Raw genomic sequence first — 16,655 nt, 5'->3', positions numbered from 1 at the left:
GCGCCCTCAGCTGAGGATGTCGGAACGGCGGAAGCGGCGGTAGGCGAGCATCGTGAAAGCGACCGCCCACACCAGTGACCACAGCGCGCCGTGGAGCATGTCGGAGTAGTCGGGCGTCACGGCGAGGGCGTCCTGCCAGGCCCGGGAGTAGTGGCCGGGGAAGGCGTTGCGGTACGGGTCGAGCGCATCGAGCTGGTCGAGGATGTTGAGCAGGATGCTGACGAGCACCGCCCCGCCCACGGCCGCGAGCGGCGCGTCCGAGCGCGTGCCGAGCCAGAAGGCGATGGCGGCGATCGGCAGCAGCGTGATGAAGATGTAGCCCATCGCGAGCGCGAGACGCGGGAGGAACTGGCCCCATGTGAGGTTCTCGCCGAGCGGGTTCGTCAGCGGGTCCCACCCGTAGAAGATGCCGCCGACGAGCAGCCCCCACGCGGGCAGCAGCACCGTGGCGAGAAGCGTCGACCCGACCCCGACGACGAGCTTGCTCGTCAACAGCCTGGCCCGCTGCACGGGCGCGACGAGCAGGTAGCGCAGCGACGCCCACGAGGCCTCGGACGGCACGGCGTCGCCGCAGAAGAGCGCGGCGAGCAGCACGAGGAGCAGCTCGGACGCGAGGAAGACGAGCACGAGGCTGAAGTTGGCTGCGCCGCTCTGGGCGAGGTCGAAGATCCGCGACGTCGCACCGCCCCGGTTGCTGTTGGAGGAGCGCTCGCCGAAGAAGAAGGACCCGACGAGGACGAGCGGGAGCGCCAGCAGCAGGCCGAAGGCCCACGTCGTGCGCCGGCGGCCCCACTGGCGACGCACCTCGGCACGCCAGGACAGCGGGCTGCGCACGCGGGTGATCGCCTGGGTGGGCGCCGCCCCCGCAGGCTCCATCACCTCGAGCAGCGCTTCGCCCGGAGGCTGGGCGCCGGCATCCGTCGGCGCCGGTCGTGGAGTCTCGCTCATCGGGCCCTCACCTGCCTCAGTCGCTCGACGAGGGACGCGCCCTCGTCACCGGGCTCGATCGGCTCGCCCGGGGCGGAGGCCGACGAGATGACACCGAGGAAGACCTCCTCGAGGTGGCGCCGACTGCTCACCCCGACGACCGGCAGACCGGCGCCGACCGCTGCTGCCACGACGTCGGCGCGACCTCGGTCGGCCACGACGACGAGACGGGTCGGGGTGTCGACGCGCACCTCGGTGATGCCCTCCGAGGCCTCGAGCGCGTGCACCGCCGCCGCGAGCGCGTGGTGGTCGACGTGCTCGGGCAGGTCGACGATCGTCGTGTCGTCGCTGTCGACGAGGTCGGCCACGAGGCCCGAGGTGATGACCCGGCCGGCGTGCATGACGACGACGTGGGTGCACGTCATCTCGACCTCGGCCAGCATGTGGCTCGAGATGACGACGGTGCGGCCGGTCTCGGCATACCGGCGCAGGATCGGGCGCATCGCCGCGATCTGTGGCGGGTCGAGGCCGTTGGTCGGCTCGTCGAGGATGAGCAGCTCCGGCAGCCCGAGCATCGCCTGGGCGATGCCGAGCCGCTGGCGCATGCCCTGGCTGTAGGACTTGACCGGCCGGTCGACCGCTCCCCCGAGGGCGGCGACGTCGAGTGCCTCGTCGAAGTGGGCGTCCTCCGTCGCGCGACCGGTCGCCGCCCAGTAGGCCTCGAGGTTCTGCCGACCCGTGAGGTGCGGCAGGAAACCCGGCCCCTCGATGAGGGCACCGACCCGGCCGAGCACCGGCGAGCCGGCCTGCACCTCCTCGCCGAGCACGTGCACCGACCCGGCGTCGGAGCTGATGAGTCCCATGACCATGCGCATCGTCGTCGTCTTGCCGGCGCCATTGGGCCCGAGCAGCCCCACGACCTGGCCCTTCTCGGCGCGCCACGACACGTCGTCGACGGCGCGGTGCCCGTCGGAGTAGGTCTTGACGAGCCCTTCGACGACGAGCGGGATGTCGGCGAGGTCCGGACGCGCCGGCAGGTGACGACGGCGCCGGCGACGCACCAGCCACCCGCCGAGGGCGAGGAGCAGGAGCACCCCGAGCAGGGCCAGCGCGATGATCGCCTCGGTGTCGAGCCCCCCGGCGACGGCTCCCCCGACGCTCGTGCCGACCGCGACCGGCAGCGTGAGGGCCGATGCGTCGGTGATGCGGATGCGGCTGGGCACCCGCGAGTTGGCGTAGGTCGACTCGGTGCTCGTCAGCAGGACCCGCCACCGGGTGCCCGCGGGCAGCTCGTAGGTCGCGCCCGGCAGCGAGATCATCACCGGGGTCGGCCGACCCGGCGTCACCTCGAGCCGCACCGGCGCGACGAGTGGGTTGGTCAGCGTGACCGAGCCGCCGGTCACCCGCCACACCGACGCGAAGAGCGTGACCTCGCGACTGTCGGACGTGACGGTGAAGCGCATGACCGGCGACCCGACGACGGTCGTCGCCTCGGCGATCGGCTGCGTGTCGAGCGCCGTCGACTGCCCGGGCAGCGCCGCGATCTGGTACGTCGACAGGCTGATCCCGAGCGCGGCGAGCCCCGGCACCGCGATGAGCGAGGCCGGCTGCCCACCGGGCGGGTGGACGAGCGCCCCCTCGGCCGTCGCCAGGGGCAGCTCGCGGGTGACGAGCGGCCCACCCGACAGGCCGGGGTATGCCGGCAGCGTCGTGAGCGTGCTCGGCTGGCCACTGCGCGTGGCGGGGATCCCGTAGGTGAAGGCGGCCGTCGGCAGGGGTCCGTCGTGCGAGGCCTTGTCACGGACGTAGTGGTCGAGCCACTGGTAGGACGCCTCGGTCTCCTCCGCCTCGTGGCTGCTCGGGCCGTCGTGTCCCCCGTCACTCCACCGGACGGCATACGGCGTGCCACTGGCGGCGAGTGCCTGGGCGTTGGCGTCGGCCTGGTCGAGCCCGAAGAGGGAGTCGGCGACGCCCTGCACGAGGAGGGTCGGGGCGGTGACCTGCGCCATGGTCGGCTTGGGGCTGTGGGCGTGGAGCAGGGCCAGCAGCTCGGGTGATGCGGTGCCCGACTCGGAGGCCTGCACGAAGAGACGGCAGAGCGTGGGGTCGAAGCGCCCGCACGAGCTCGCGGGGCCGGCAGCGGATGCACTGGACGCGCCGGCACCGCGGCCCGCCGAGAGGAAGAAGTTCGTGGCCCAGACCTGCTTGAACGGCCCCGGCGTCGCGATCGGAGCGCGACCGGCGGCGGTGGTGGGCGGGGTGTTGAGCGCCGCCTGCGGGAAGAACGCGTCGGCGAGGTCGTTCCACGTGATGGCCGAGACGACGCCGTCGACGCGGCGGTCGACGCCGGCGAGCATGAGGCCGAGTGCACCGCCATAGGACCCGCCCATGACGCCGGCCCGCGGGTCGCCCGGCGCGTCGAGCTCGACGTCGCTGCGCGTGGCAGCGAGGTCGAGCAGCTTGCGCGCGTCGGCGATCTCGTAGGCCGGGTCGTTGAGGTGGATCGTGCCGCCGGACGCCCCGTGCCCGCGGGCGCTCCACGCCACGACGACGTAGCCGCGCTCGTGGAGGGCGCTCGCCTGGTCGGTGACGGACTCCTTGGAGCCGCCGAAGCCGTGGGCGAGCAGCACGACCGGGTGCTTGCCGGATGCCTGCGGCCACACGCTGACGTCGAGGCTCACGCCGGTGCCGTCGGGCTCGGGGCCGACCGGTACCGAGGAGACCTCCGGCGTCACCTGGTCGGCAGCGGGAGCCGCAGCTGGGACCGCGATGGCGGCGGTCGGCTGCGGTGCGCCCACGGCCGGGGCCCCGGGCGCGATCGCGAGGCTCGACGCGACGACGAGCGCGGCGATGAGGGGGGCCCGGAGCGACATGCCCACATCACATCACGCTGCGGTCGTTGAACCGTCAGCCACCGTCCAACCTTGGCACGGCGGAGCGTCAGCTCCGCTCGAGCCGCTTCTCGAGGAGGTAGGCCGCGACGATGCAGACGACGAGGACCATCGCGGGCGGCAGGAACCGGGCCGCGCCGTCCAGCTGAAGCCAGTCGTAGGGGGCCGTCGTGAAGCCGAAGACGTCGAGCTGGAGGAGGTAGCGCACGATCGGCAGCACCCCGAAGACGAGGCCCACCACCCCGATCATGTTGATGAGAAAGCGGGTGCCGCCCCCTGTCGACTCCTGCGGGTCAGCCACGGCCGCGCACCTTCTCGGGCTCGAGCGGCAGGCCCGTCTGCTCCGTCATGGCAGACAACCTACGCGGAGCGCTCGACGAGCGCGCACCCGCTGCCGGTGACGGACGCCCCGCGCACCAGCAGCGCCCGGATGCTAGAACCGTCACATGGCAACCACGCGTCTCGGCGACACCGAGGTCCACACCGTCGGAGAGCTCCCCGCCGTGGGAGACATCGCTCCGGAGTTCACCCTCACCGGCTCTGACCTGGGTGACGTGACCCTGCCCCACGGCACGCGCGTCGTCCTCAACATCTTCCCGAGCATCGACACGGGGGTCTGCGCCGCGAGCGTGCGCCGCTTCAACGAGCTCGCCGCCTCGCTCGAGGACACGACCGTCATCTGCGTGTCGGCCGACCTGCCCTTCGCGCTCAAGCGCTTCTGCGGGGCCGAGGGCATCGACAACGTCGTCGTCACCTCGACGTTCCGCTCCCACTTCGGCGAGGACTACGGCGTGCAGCTGCACAACGGGGCCTTCCGTGGCCTCCTCGCGCGGGCTGTCGTCGTCATCGACGCGGAGGGGATCATCACGCACACGCAGGTCGTGCCGACCATCGGCCAGGAGCCCGACTACGACGCGGCGATCGCGGCCCTCGGCTGACCCACGACGGTCAGGCCGTGTCCTCGTCGACCCAGTCGAGGGTGCGCTGCACGGCCTTCTTCCACTGCCGGTAGAGGCGCTCCCGCTCGGCCTCGTCCATCCGGGGTGACCAGCGACGGTCCTCGCCCCAGTTCTCGGTGATCTCGTCGGTGCTCGACCAGTAGCCGACAGCCAGCCCGGCGGCATACGCCGCCCCGAGGGCCGTCGTCTCCGCGACGAGGGGACGCACGACGTCGACGCCGAGCAGGTCGGCCTGGAACTGCATGAGCGTCTCGTTGGCCACCATGCCGCCGTCGACACGCAGCTCGGTGAGGGGCACGCCCGAGTCGGCGTTCATCGCCTCGAGCACCTCTCGGGTCTGGAAAGCCGTGGCCTCCAAGGCTGCCCGCGCGATGTGGCCCTTGTTGACGAATCGGGTCAACCCGACGAGCGCACCGCGCGCGTCGGAGCGCCAGTGCGGCGCGAAGAGCCCCGAGAAGGCCGGCACGAAGTAGGCGCCGCCGTTGTCACCGACCGTCGCGGCGAGGGTCTCGACCTCCTTGGCGTCGGCGATGAGCCCGAGGTTGTCGCGCAGCCACTGCACGAGCGAGCCGGTGACGGCGATCGAGCCCTCGAGCGCGTAGACCGGCGCGGCGTCGCCGAGCTGGTAGCAGACGGTCGTGAGCAGCCCGTGGGTCGAGTCGATGATGTCGTGACCGGTGTTGAGCAGCATGAAGTTGCCGGTGCCGTAGGTGTTCTTCGCCGTGCCGACCTCGAGGCACGCCTGGCCGAACGTCGCCGCCTGCTGGTCGCCGAGGATGCCGGCGACCGGCACGTCGATGAGGATGCCCGGCTTGCACGTGCCGTAGACCTCCGACGACGAGCGGATCGCGGGGAGCATCGCGAGCGGCACCCCCATCTCGGCGGCGATCCCCTCGTCCCAGGCGAGGGTGCGCAGGTCCATGAGGAGGGTGCGTGAGGCGTTGGTGACGTCGGTGACGTGCACGCCGCCGTCGTCTGCGCCGCCCGTGAGGTTCCACAGCAGCCAGGTGTCGATGGTGCCGCAGAGCAGCTCGCCGGCCTCGGCCCGCTGCCGTGCCCCCTCGACGTTGTCGAGGATCCAGCGCACCTTGGGGCCGGCGAAGTACGTCGCGAGCGGCAGCCCCGTGACGGACTTGAATCGCTCGGGCCCGGAGTCTCCGGCGAGCTCGTCGCAGATCGCCTGGGTCCGGGTGTCCTGCCACACGATCGCGTTGTGGATCGGCTGCCCGGTCGCGCGGTCCCACACGACGGCGGTCTCGCGCTGGTTGGTGATGCCGACCGCCGCGATGTGGGTCGCGTTGAGGTTGGCCTTGCCGAGCGCGCCGCCGACGACCGCCCGGGTGTTCTGCCAGATCTCGAGCGCGTCGTGCTCGACCCAGCCGGCCCGCGGGAAGATCTGGCGGTGCTCGAGCTGGTCGACCGCCACGACCCGGCCCCTGCGGTCGAAGACCATGGCACGGGTGCTCGTGGTGCCCTGGTCGATCGCGACGACGTGGCTGCTCTGCGCTGTCGGCATGCCCCAGACCGTACCGTCGCCGTCTCGCACCGTCACGAGGACGACGGCAGGACGAGGTGCAGGCGCGTCCGCGAGTCGACGCCCAGCTTCTCGAAGACCTTGCGCAAGTGGTAGTCCACCGTGCTGCGGCTGATGAACAGCTGCGCCGCGATCTCGGCGTTGGAGCTCCCTGCACTCGCGAGGCGCGCGACCCGCTCCTCCTGCGCCGTGAGCCGTGGCGGGGACATCTCGTGCCCACGGTTCGGGTAGCCGCCGGTCGAGACGAGCTCTGCCGCGGCTCGCGCGGCAAAGGCCTGCGCACCCATGGTCGAGAACTCCTCGTGAGCGCGGCTGAGATGGAGGCGCGCTCGCGCCCGCTGACGACGCCTGCGGAGCCACTCACCGTAGAGGAGGTGGGCACGCGCGGACTCCGCGCGAAGCGCAGTGCGCTCCAGTCGCTCGACGGCCTCGGCGTAGAACGCCTCGGCCCGCTGGCCGTCGGCGAGCAACGCGCGGCACCGGGCCTCCACCCCGAGCGCCCAGTCGGTCCCGCTCGCCTGCGTCGACCTCGCCAGGCGTACCAGGGCCTCGGCGGCCGCGTCGGCGTGCCCGCTGCGGACCCCCGACTCGACGAGCTCGACGAGCGCCCAGCGGGAGTAGATGATCGCCTCCGGGTAGGCCGCAGCAGCACGGGCATGGTCGAAAGCCTCCGCATACCGACCCTCGGCCACCCGCACGAGCGCCGTCGACCACGCGGCGAGAGCCAGGCCCATGCCCTCGCCCCGGGCGATGAGACCGTCGCGATGATCCTCGATGAGGCGACCCAGCCGGTCGGGCCGCCCGCGCCACGCCTCGACGGTCATCGCACCGTAGGGCGGCGCCACCGCCGACACCGACCGCCACAGCGACTCCGCCTCCTCCACCTGGTGCCGGGCCAGCGCTCCGTCGCCGCGGAGCGACTGCAGGGCCGCGGACGAGCTCAGCACCGCGGGCAGCGCCACGAGCGAGCCGGCCTCCCGCGCGATCTGCGTGCCCCGACCGGCCACGACCGCCCACGAGGCGTCGTCCCACTGGAGCACGGCGACACGGCAGGCGAGCCAGAGCCAGCGCAGGGCGTCATCGTCGGGGAGGGCATCGCTGCGGAAGGCCTCGAGGGCGCGTCCGAGCATCTCCGCGGCTGGCTGCGGACCGTCGAGCTCGAGCGTGGCGAGCCCCTCCAGCAGCGTGTCGGTGACACTTCGCCGGCTCCCCGGATCCGGCGCCTGACGCGCCCTCGCCGCCACCGACCTCACGTCGATGTCGTGACCGTCGCTGCACGCGAATAGCGCTGCCGTCAGCGCCTCCAGGTGCATGTCGCGAGCCCGGCGCGCGTCGTGCTGCTCCATGAGCACGGCAGCCGAGACGAGGAGCGGCACGGCATCTGTCCCGCGCTCGACAGTCAAGGAGATGCGGCCCCGCAGGTGCGTGGCCCTCGCGCGTTCCACCGCGTCGAGCGGTCCGTCCTCGGCAAGCGCCAGCATCGCCACTGCCCGGTCGGCAGACCCGGCCAGCTCACCGAGCTGGGCAGCGTCGAGGGCGCGTCGACTCCGGCAGCGCGCGTCTCCGGTCAGACGGACCGACTCCTCCATGAAGGCTGCCGCCGCGACGACCCCGCCCCGCGCCCGGGCCCGCACCGCCGAGCGCTCGAGCTCGGTCGCGATCGCCTCGTCGGTGCCGACCACCGCCTTGGCGAGGTGCCAGGCGTGGCGGTCGGGGTCGTGGACGGCGTCGGTGGCCTCGGCGAGCACGCGGTGCACGCGGCGACGCTCCTCGGGGGAGGCCGCGCCGTAGACGGCCGACCGCACGAGGGGGTGGCGGAACACCACCCGGGCACCGACCGACACGAGGCCGTCCTCCTCGGCCGGTGAGAGCGCGCTCGGCCCGATCGACTCCGCTGCAGCGGCCCGCCACAGCAGCGCGGGGTCGCCCGTGGGTTCGGCGGCCGCGAGCAGGAGCATCCGGCGCGTGTCCGCGGGCAGGGCGGAGGCACGGTCGCGGTACGCGGCCTCGATGCGGGCCGGGACCGGAGCGTCCTGCCCGGAGGCCGGCACCCGGAACCCGCCCGCGAGCCCATCGGGGCCCACGGCCCGGGCCAGCTCGACGAGCGCCAGGGGGTTGCCGTGCAGCTCACCGACGATGCGCGCGGCCACGGCGTCGTCGAGCCGCGGCACCACCGAGCCGAGCAGCGCCCGGGCGTCCTCGCGGCCGAGGGGCGGCACCTCGAGAGGGGGCAGGTCGGCAACGGCTCCGGGCACCAGCTCCGTCCGCGCCGCGACGACGAGACCGACGGCGTCCGCCTGGAGTCGCCGGGCGGCGAACGCCAGCGCGTCGACGGACTCACGGTCGAACCAGTGCACGTCGTCGACCACGACGAGCACGGGCGCCTGCGTCGCCGCCTCCGTGACGAGCCCTAGGAACGCCAGACCCACGAGGTAGCGACCCGGGGCCCCGCCCGTCGTGCGACCGAGCGCGACCTCGAGCGCCGCCTGCTGCGGCTCGGGCAGGCGCCCTCCGAGGTCGGGAAGCTGCGCGCACACCTGCTGCAGTCCGGCAAAGGGCAGCTCCATCTCGGCCTGGACCCCCGCGACACGCACCACGGTGCACCCCGACGCGTCCGAGGCGAGGTGGTCGAGCAGGGCTGTCTTGCCGATGCCTGCCTCGCCGTAGACGAGCAGGGTCGCGCAGCGTCCACCGCGGACAGCGGCCACGAGCTCGCGCAGACGCGCGCGCTCCACCTCGCGACCCAGGAGCATGACCGGAGCATACGAAGGGCAGACGGCCTCCGCCCAGCCCCTTGTCCATCCTTTGTGGCACGTCGTGGCGTCTCGCCGGAGGTCCGCGGACTACGCGTTTGCGTGATTCGGCACCCGAGGTGGATCCCTAGCGTCGGCGATGGGGTCCGCGACGAGAAAGAGGGTCCATGAGCACACGCATCGTCGTCGACGCGACATCGCGACGGGCCACGTTCGCACCCCGCTCCGCCGTGGACCAACCGTCCCGGCGAGCCGCATGCTGACGTCATCGCCGGCGCTGGAGGACGCCGGCATCGGGCAGGTGGTGTGGGTCGGGGCGCTCGTGACCATCGCCGCCGCCGCGGTCGGGCTGGTGGCGTCGCGGCTGCTGCGCCGCCTGCTGCGCCGCTGGGGGGTCTCGGGCGTGCGCGGCACGACGGGCCGCTCACCCACCGTCGCCATCTGCGTCCTCGCCGCGCTCATCGCCTACAACCAGGCGCTCGCGAGACCCTGGGCCGACGTCGTGGCCCAGCTGCTGTCCATCGCGCTCACCGCGTCGATCGCGTGGCTGTTCATCGTCGTGGCCCACGCGGTGGAGCAGGCCGCCCTCGCCCGCTTCCCGGAGAGCCTCGAGGACCTGCGGGCCCGCCACGTGCGCACGCAGATCACGCTGCTGCGGCGCATCGCCGTCTCCCTCGTCGTCCTCGTGGCCGTCGCCGCCGTGCTCTGGTCCATACCGGGGGTGCGCCAGCTCGGGGTCAGCCTCTTCGCGTCGGCCGGGGTCCTCGGCATCGTCGCCGGCCTTGCGGCCCAGACCACCCTCGGCAACGTCTTCGCCGGTATGCAGATCGCCTTCACGGATGCGATCCGCGTCGGCGACGTCGTCGTCATCGACCAGGAGTGGGGCCACATCGAGGCGGTGACGCTGACCTACGTCGCCGTGCGCATCTGGGACGGCACGACGCTCATCCTCCCGTGCACGTACTTCACGACCACGCCGTTCAAGAACTGGACGCACGCCGGCTCGCAGGTCGTCGGGCAGCTCGACCTGCTCGTCGACTGGGGCGCCGACGTCGATGACCTCCGCGCCGAGCTCGAACGGCTCGTCCGCCGCTCGGCGCACTGGGACGGCAGTGTGGCGAGGCTCGTCGTCGAAGCGACGTCGGAGAGCTCGATCACCTTGCGCTGTTTCGTCAGCACCGGCCGCAGCGACAACGTCGCCGACCTGCTGCGCGAGGTGCGCGAAGGACTGGTCGTCCATGTCCAGCAGGGCCTCGAGACGGTGCCGCGGCAGCGCCACCTCGTCGAGGTGGGCCGGGCCGTCGGGGCCGGTGAACCACACGTGAACCGAGGAGGAGCCGGATGAGCATCGAAGACGACCTCGACCGACCAGCGGATGCGCATGCCGGAGCTGTGGTGTCCGACCCCGACGCGAGAGCGAGCGCCGTGGAGCAGCAGCTCACGGACGAGGAGCGTCTTGCCCTCGTCGTCAGCGTCATGGGCAGCAACCCCGTGAGCCCGGGACGCGACCCCCGCATCCCGGAGGACGTGCCGATGAGCGCGGGCTACGTGCCCGGGGTGCCACGGCTCGGCCTTCCCGCCCTGCTGATGAGCGACGCGAGCCTCGGTGTGACCAACCCCGGCTACCGCCCGGGCGACACCGCGACCGCGCTGCCCGCCGGGCTCGTCCTCGGCGCGTCGTTCGACGCCGACCTCGCGCACGCCTGGGGTGTCGCGCTCGGCCGCGAGGCACGGGCCAGAGGTTTCAACGTCCAGCTCGCCGGCGGCATCAACCTCGCCCGGGAGCCCCGCAACGGCCGCAACTTCGAGTACCTCTCGGAGGACCCGCTCCACACCGCGCTCCTAGCCGCCCGCACCGTCGAGGGCATCCAGGAGCAGGGTGTCATCTCCACCGTCAAGCACTTCTCACTCAACTGCAACGAGACCAACAGGCACTGGCTCGACGCCAGGATCGAGCCGGCCGCACACCGCGAGTCCGACCTGCTCGCGTTCGAGCTCGCGGTCGAACGGGCCCGCCCCGGCTCCGTCATGACCGGATACAACAAGATCAACGGCGAGTACGCGGGCGGCAACCGCCACCTCGTCACCGACGTGCTCAAGGACGCCTGGGGCTACCCCGGCTGGGTCATGAGCGACTGGGGCGCCACCCTCGACTGGGAGTTCGCCCTCGCTGGGCTCGACCAGGAGTCCGGCGCCCAGATGGACACCATGCTGTGGGGCAGGCGGCCCTTCCTCGACGACCTGCCGGATGCTCTCGCCGACGGCCGCCTCCCGCGAGAACGCTTGTCCGACATGGTCCGTCGCATTCTGCGGTCGGTGTATGCCGTCGGCGCCGACACGTGGTCGGGGCCCGTCCCCCTCGACGCCGCCCAGGAGGCCGAGCACGCCGATGTCGCGCTGCGGGCCGCCCGCGAGGGCGTCGTCCTGCTGCGCAACGAGGGGGTGCTGCCCTTCGTGGCGGGCGAGGCCCTGCGCATCGGCGTCATCGGCGGCCACGCCCAGCTCGGGGTGGCCACGGGCACGGGCTCGAGTGCGGTCACCCCGCACGGTGGGTTCGCCGGCGTCGTCAAGGTCGGCGGCCCGGGCGTCATGGGTGTGGGGCGCAACCTCTACCTCCTGCCCTCCTCGCCGGTCGCCGAGCTGCGCCAGGCCCTGCCCGACGCGACCGTCGAGTACGACCCCGGCATGTCGCCAGCCGAGGCGGCCCTGCTCGCCCGGCGCGTCGACGTGGCCGTCGTGGTGGCGGTCCGGCTGGAGGGCGAGGGTTTCGACCTCGCCGACCTCGCGCTGCCGTGGGGCCAGGACGACGTCATCCGCGCCGTCGCCGCGGCGAACCCGCGCACGATCGTCGTCCTCGAGACCGGCAACCCGGTGGTCATGCCCTGGCTCGAGGACGTCGGCGCCGTCGTCCAGGCGTGGTACCCGGGCCAAGCCGGCGGACGGGCCATCGCCGAGGTCCTGACCGGACGGGTCAACCCCTCGGGACGCCTGCCCCTGACGTTCCCGCGGTCGCTCGAGGACACGCCGCGTCCCGAGCTGCCCGGCCTCGGCACCCCGTGGGGCACCCCGGTCGAGATCTCCTACGACGAGGGCGCCGAGGTCGGCCACCGCTGGTACGCCCTGCACGACAAGACGCCGCTCTTCCCCTTCGGCTTCGGGCTCGGCTACACGACGTTCGAGCACTCGGACCTCGCCGTCACCGGGGGTGCCACCGTCACCGCCCGGGTCGTCGTGACGAACTCCGGCGACCGTCCCGGCGCGGACGTGCCCCAGCTCTACCTGCGCTCCGTCGACGGCAGGACCCGGGTCCGGCTCCTCGCCTTCGACCGCGTCGAGCTCGAGCCCGGCGCGTCCGCCACGGTCCACCTCGAGGCCGACCCCCGGTCGCTGGCCCGCTACGACACGTCCGGCTCGTGCTGGCGCATCGACGGTGGGACCTACCGCGTCGCCCTCGCGCACGACAGCGGCGACGCCGGCTTGTCGGCCGAGGTCGAGCTCGAACCGCGCACGTTCGGGCGGTGATCGTGGGCGCCCTGTCGATCGCCTTCCAGCTCAGCGTTGCCGCGACGGTCTTCTGGGCCGGGCTGGGAGCGACCCGTGAGGACATCGGCTACGTCCTGCGTCGACCCCGCCTGCTCTTCGTCTCCCTCGTCGCGATGTTCGTCGTCATGCCCGTCGTCGCGCTCGCCATCGAGGTCACCTTCGACCTCCCGCACGCCGCGCGGGTCGCGCTCGTCGTCCTCGCGCTCTCGCCGATCCCGCAGCTCCTCCCCCGCACCACCCTCGCCTCCGGCGGCCACCACGCGTACGCCTACGGGCTGGCGTTCGCGGTCTCGCTCCTGTCGATCGTCATCGTGCCCGCCATGACGGCACTGCTCGGCCGGATCATGAGCCGTCCCTTCGGCGTCGACCCGGGTGTCATCGCCCGCACCATGGTGCTCACCGTGCTCGTGCCGCTCGCGCTCGGCTACCTCGTCCAGCGGGTCGCGCCGCGGGCGGCCGAGCGGCTGCGTGAGCCGGTGGGCAAGGCGGCGAACCTCATCATGCTCCTCGCCGTCGTCGCACTGCTCGTGGTCGCAGGCCCCTCGCTGCTGAAGGTCGCCAGCCTCGCGACGCTCGGGGCGATGACGCTGTTCGTCCTCATCGGGCTGCTCGTCGGGCACATGCTCGGCGGGCCGGTCCGCGACCACGCCATCGTGCTCGCCATCGCGTGTGCGAGCCGCAACCCCGGCCTCGCCATCGGCATCGCCGCCGCGAACTTCCCCACCGAGTCGTTCGGCGCCACCGTCATCCTCTATGCCGTCCTCATCGGCATCGTCGTCAAGCCCTACGTCTCGTGGCAGCAGCGGCGGCTCGCGGCCGAGGCGCCCAGCGTCACCGTCAGAGTAGAGTGACCATGACCGGCACACCCGACCACCACGACCGCATCTCTCGCACCTTCCCTGACGGGTTCCTCTGGGGCACGGCGACGGCCGCCTACCAGGTCGAGGGTGCCGTCGACGAGGACGGCCGCGGAGCGTCCATCTGGGACACGTTCGTCCGCACTCCCGGCGCCATGCTCGTCGAGGCGGACGCCGACGTCGCCTGCGACCACTACCACCGCTACCGCGAGGACGTCGCGCTCATGCGCGACCTCGGCGCGACGGCATACCGCTTCTCGATCGCTTGGCCGCGCGTCCTGCCCGAGGGCACGGGGACCCCCAACGAGGCCGGGCTCGGCTTCTACGACCGCCTCGTCGACGAGCTGCTCACCGCCGGGGTCGAGCCGTTCGCGACCCTCTACCACTGGGACCTGCCCCAGGCGCTGCAGGACCGTGGCGGCTGGGTCGAGCGCTCGACGGCCGAGGCCTTCGGGGCGTATGCCGCCCTCGTCGCCGAGCGGCTCGGCGACCGCGTCCACCACTTCTTCACCATCAACGAGTTCTCCAACCTCGTCGACTCGGGCTACGGCACGGGTCTGCTCGCTCCCGGCCTCCGGCTAGCGGCGAAGGAGGTCAACCAGGTGCGCCATCACGCCGTGCTCGCGCACGGCCTCGCCGTCCAGGCGGTCCGCGCCCACGGCGGGCCTGCGGCCCAGGTCGGCCCTGCCGACAACAGCGTCATCTGCGTGCCCGTCACCGACCGCCCCGAGGACGTCCGCGCCGCCGAGGTCGCGATGCGCGAGACGAACGCCGGGCTGCTCACCGTCATGCTCGAAGGGCGCTACACCGACGGCTACCTCGAGGCCGCCGGCGCCGACGCCCCACGGATCGCCGAGGGCGACCTCGACACGATCGGCAGCCCCCTCGACTTCGTCGGGGTCAACATCTACCAGGCCAACCACTACGTGCGCGCCAGCGACGACGAGGCGCACCCGCTCGGCTACGAGCTGCTGCCGTTCCAGCCGTCGCACCCGCACTTCGCACGCTGGCACCACGTCAGCCCCGAGTCGATGTACTGGGGCCCGCGTCTGGTCACGAGCGTGTGGAACCCGGCCGCCATCTACGTCACCGAGAACGGGTGCTCCGCCACCGACGACCTCGTCGACGGCCGGGTCCTCGACACCTCCCGGATCATGCTCCTGCGCAGCCACCTCGGCGAGCTCCAGCGCGCCACCGCCGAGGGCGCGCCGGTCCGCGGGTACTTCCACTGGAGCCTCATCGACAACTTCGAGTGGATCGCGGGCTACCGCAACCGGTACGGGCTGGTCCATGTCGACTTCGACACGCAACGACGTACCCCCAAGCTCAGCGCCTCGTGGTTCCGCGAGGCGTCCCGTCGCAACGAGGTGGTGTGACTGTGACGACAACGGCCCAGGAAGATCCCGACACGGGCGAACGGCGCGCGACCCGACGACGCACGCCCTGGGTGCTCCAGCTGCTCGTCGGGGTCGTGGCCGTGCTCGTCGGGGCCTTCCTCACCCTCAACCCCTTCTCGTCTCTGGCCGTGCTGCTCGTCGCGGTCGTCGTCGGCCTCGTCGTCACGGGCTTCGGCGAGCTGGCCGCCCGCGACGACGAGCAGAGCTCGCGGCGGTGGCCGGTCGTCAAGGGGGTTCTCTACCTCGCGGCTGCCCTCGCCGTCCTCGTCTGGCCGGGAGCGACGATCCGCGTCGTCGCCGTCGTCGTGGGCCTCGCCCTCGTGCTCGGCGGGATCGCCGACGTCCTCGCCGGCGCGAGCGCGCGGGGCACCGCCCGGTGGAACGGGATCATCGGCGGGGCAGCGTCCATCGTCTTCGGTCTGCTCGCTCTCGCGTGGCCCGACGTCAGCGTCCTCGTCATCGCGGTCGTGTTCGGCGCGAAGGTCGTGCTGCTCGGCGTCCGGCTCGTCATCGACGCGATCCGCCGGGCCCGGGGCCGCGACACGGAACTCGGCGCGCCGGCAGCCACCCGACCGGGGAGGGCACGGCCGGGCTGGTGGCGCCTCGCCGGCACCGTCGTCGGCGCTGCCGTCGCCGTCGTCCTCATGCTCGTCAGCCTCGCCCTGCACCGCGGGACGCCACAGCCGGACGCGTTCTACAGCCCGCCGGGCGACGTGCCGAGCCAGCCGGGGCAGCTGCTGCGGGTCGAGCCGTTCACCCGGGCCGTGCCCGCCGACGCGAAGGGCTGGCGGATCCTCTACACGACGACGAGCGACGACGGGGTGCCGGCAGTCGCGAGCGCCCTCGTCGTCACGCCGAAGGCTGCAGCGGGGCCGACCCCGGTCATCGCGTGGGCGCACGGCACCACCGGCGCCTCGCCGGGCTGCGCACCGTCGGTGCTCGACAAGACGTTCGAGTCGGGGGCGCTCTTCGTCGTCGATCGCGTCGTGCAGCAGGGCTGGACGCTCGTGGCCACCGACTACATCGGCCTGGGCACGACCGGTGTCCACCCGTACCTCATCGGCCAAGGCGAGGGGCGGTCGGTGCTCGACGCCATCCGCGCCGCGCACGCGATGAAGGACGTCTCGCTCGCCGACGACACCGTCGTGTGGGGGCACTCGCAAGGGGGGCATGCGGCCCTCTGGACCGGCATCCTGGCAAGCACGTACGCGCCCGAGCTGAAGATCGACGGCGTGGCGGCGATGGCACCCGCGAGCAACCTGCCGGGCCTCATCCGCAACCTCGACAACGTCACGGCCGGCGAGCTGTTCGCCTCGTACGTCGTCCAGGCGTACACGAGCACCTACCCCGACGTGCGCTTCTCCGACGTGGTGCGGCCGGGCGCCCAGATCCTCGTGCGCGAGATGGCCCAGCGCTGCCTGGCCGAGCCGGGGACGCTCGTGTCGATCGCCTCGACGCTCGTGCTCGACAAGCCGATGTGGCAGGGCAACCCCGACAGCGGCGCCTTCCACGAGCGGCTCGTCGAGAACACCCCATCCGGCCCGATCGCCGCCCCGCTCCTGCTCGCCGAGGGTGGCGCGGACCAGCTCGTCATCCCGGCGGCCCAGGACGCCTACGTCAAGGGGCGGTGCGACGCGGGCTACGCCGTGGACTACCGGACCTACCCCGGCAAGGACCACGTGCCGCTGGTCGAGGCCGACTCGCCCCTCATCCCCGAGCTGCTCACGTGGACCCAGGACCGCTTCGCCGGCAAGCCTGCCCGCAACACCTGCTGAGCTCGGCCTGAGCTCGGCC

11 protein-coding genes are annotated in these 16,655 nt (G+C 72.7%); 6 read left to right on the top strand and 5 right to left on the bottom strand.

What is annotated here, in order from left to right; all coding sequences use genetic code 11:
- Positions 1-6: 6 nt before the first annotated feature.
- The 3 genes from FBY41_RS20620 to FBY41_RS20610 form a co-directional block, all read right to left on the bottom strand.
- Positions 7-948: an ABC transporter permease gene (locus FBY41_RS20620; RefSeq protein ID WP_141846707.1), complete on the bottom strand. Its 942-nt coding sequence runs from the start codon at positions 946-948 to the stop codon at positions 7-9.
- Positions 945-3,800 carry an alpha/beta fold hydrolase gene (locus tag FBY41_RS20615; protein ID WP_185749184.1) on the bottom strand — a complete coding sequence of 952 codons (2,856 nt, stop codon included), beginning with the start codon at positions 3,798-3,800 and terminating at the stop codon, positions 945-947. The genes FBY41_RS20620 and FBY41_RS20615 overlap by 4 nt, the downstream gene beginning before the upstream one ends.
- 67 nt (positions 3,801-3,867) lie before the next feature.
- Positions 3,868-4,119: a hypothetical protein gene (locus tag FBY41_RS20610; protein WP_141846702.1), complete on the bottom strand. Its 252-nt coding sequence runs from the start codon at positions 4,117-4,119 to the stop codon at positions 3,868-3,870.
- Positions 4,120-4,264: 145 nt separating this feature from the next.
- On the opposite strand from FBY41_RS20610, the gene tpx reads away from it, so the two are divergent.
- A complete protein-coding gene (tpx, locus tag FBY41_RS20605; protein ID WP_141846701.1) occupies positions 4,265-4,756 on the top strand; it encodes a thiol peroxidase in 492 nt (163 codons plus the stop codon).
- Between the two features lie 10 nt (positions 4,757-4,766).
- On the opposite strand, the gene glpK is transcribed toward tpx, so the two are convergent.
- Both glpK and FBY41_RS20595 read right to left on the bottom strand, forming a co-directional pair.
- Positions 4,767-6,293, bottom strand: coding sequence for a glycerol kinase GlpK (gene glpK, locus FBY41_RS20600; protein WP_141846699.1), 1,527 nt, complete (start codon positions 6,291-6,293; stop codon positions 4,767-4,769).
- 32 nt (positions 6,294-6,325) lie between these two features.
- On the bottom strand, positions 6,326-9,064 hold the full coding sequence (locus tag FBY41_RS20595) for a helix-turn-helix transcriptional regulator (RefSeq protein ID WP_141846696.1): 2,739 nt from the start codon (positions 9,062-9,064) through the stop codon (positions 6,326-6,328).
- 256 nt (positions 9,065-9,320) lie between these two features.
- On the opposite strand from FBY41_RS20595, the gene FBY41_RS20590 reads away from it, so the two are divergent.
- Genes FBY41_RS20590 through FBY41_RS20570 form a run of 5 tightly spaced genes read left to right on the top strand, consistent with a single transcriptional unit; the run spans position 9,321 to position 16,636 of the window.
- Positions 9,321-10,409 (top strand): mechanosensitive ion channel family protein, encoded by a 1,089-nt coding sequence (locus FBY41_RS20590; protein ID WP_185749183.1) that lies wholly within the window; start codon positions 9,321-9,323, stop codon positions 10,407-10,409.
- A complete protein-coding gene (locus tag FBY41_RS20585; RefSeq protein WP_141846692.1) occupies positions 10,406-12,586 on the top strand; it encodes a beta-glucosidase in 2,181 nt (726 codons plus the stop codon). Before FBY41_RS20590 ends, FBY41_RS20585 begins: the two co-directional genes overlap by 4 nt.
- A complete protein-coding gene (locus FBY41_RS20580) occupies positions 12,583-13,458 on the top strand; it encodes a bile acid:sodium symporter family protein (RefSeq protein ID WP_185749182.1) in 876 nt (291 codons plus the stop codon). Before FBY41_RS20585 ends, FBY41_RS20580 begins: the two co-directional genes overlap by 4 nt.
- A gap of 2 nt (positions 13,459-13,460) precedes the next feature.
- Complete coding sequence (locus FBY41_RS20575; protein ID WP_141846687.1) at positions 13,461-14,840, top strand: GH1 family beta-glucosidase; 1,380 nt, start codon at positions 13,461-13,463, stop codon at positions 14,838-14,840.
- Entirely contained in the window at positions 14,837-16,636 is a 1,800-nt protein-coding gene (locus tag FBY41_RS20570) for a lipase family protein (protein WP_260439948.1), read from the top strand. Before FBY41_RS20575 ends, FBY41_RS20570 begins: the two co-directional genes overlap by 4 nt.
- Positions 16,637-16,655 lie beyond the last annotated feature (19 nt).

It is taken from the genome of Humibacillus xanthopallidus (assembly GCF_006716675.1).
GTDB lineage: Bacteria > Actinomycetota > Actinomycetes > Actinomycetales > Dermatophilaceae > Humibacillus > Humibacillus xanthopallidus_B.
This window is presented reverse-complemented; position numbering and strand designations above follow the sequence as displayed.

Coding starts and splice junctions, on each gene's coding strand:
- FBY41_RS20620 (WP_141846707.1), bottom strand. CDS start 948: ATGAGCGAGACTCCACGACCGGCGCCGACGGATGCCGGCGCCCAGCCT.
- FBY41_RS20615 (WP_185749184.1), bottom strand. CDS start 3,800: ATGTCGCTCCGGGCCCCCCTCATCGCCGCGCTCGTCGTCGCGTCGAGC.
- tpx (WP_141846701.1), top strand. CDS start 4,265: ATGGCAACCACGCGTCTCGGCGACACCGAGGTCCACACCGTCGGAGAG.
- glpK (WP_141846699.1), bottom strand. CDS start 6,293: ATGCCGACAGCGCAGAGCAGCCACGTCGTCGCGATCGACCAGGGCACC.
- FBY41_RS20595 (WP_141846696.1), bottom strand. CDS start 9,064: ATGCTCCTGGGTCGCGAGGTGGAGCGCGCGCGTCTGCGCGAGCTCGTG.
- FBY41_RS20590 (WP_185749183.1), top strand. CDS start 9,321: ATGCTGACGTCATCGCCGGCGCTGGAGGACGCCGGCATCGGGCAGGTG.
- FBY41_RS20585 (WP_141846692.1), top strand. CDS start 10,406: ATGAGCATCGAAGACGACCTCGACCGACCAGCGGATGCGCATGCCGGA.
- FBY41_RS20575 (WP_141846687.1), top strand. CDS start 13,461: ATGACCGGCACACCCGACCACCACGACCGCATCTCTCGCACCTTCCCT.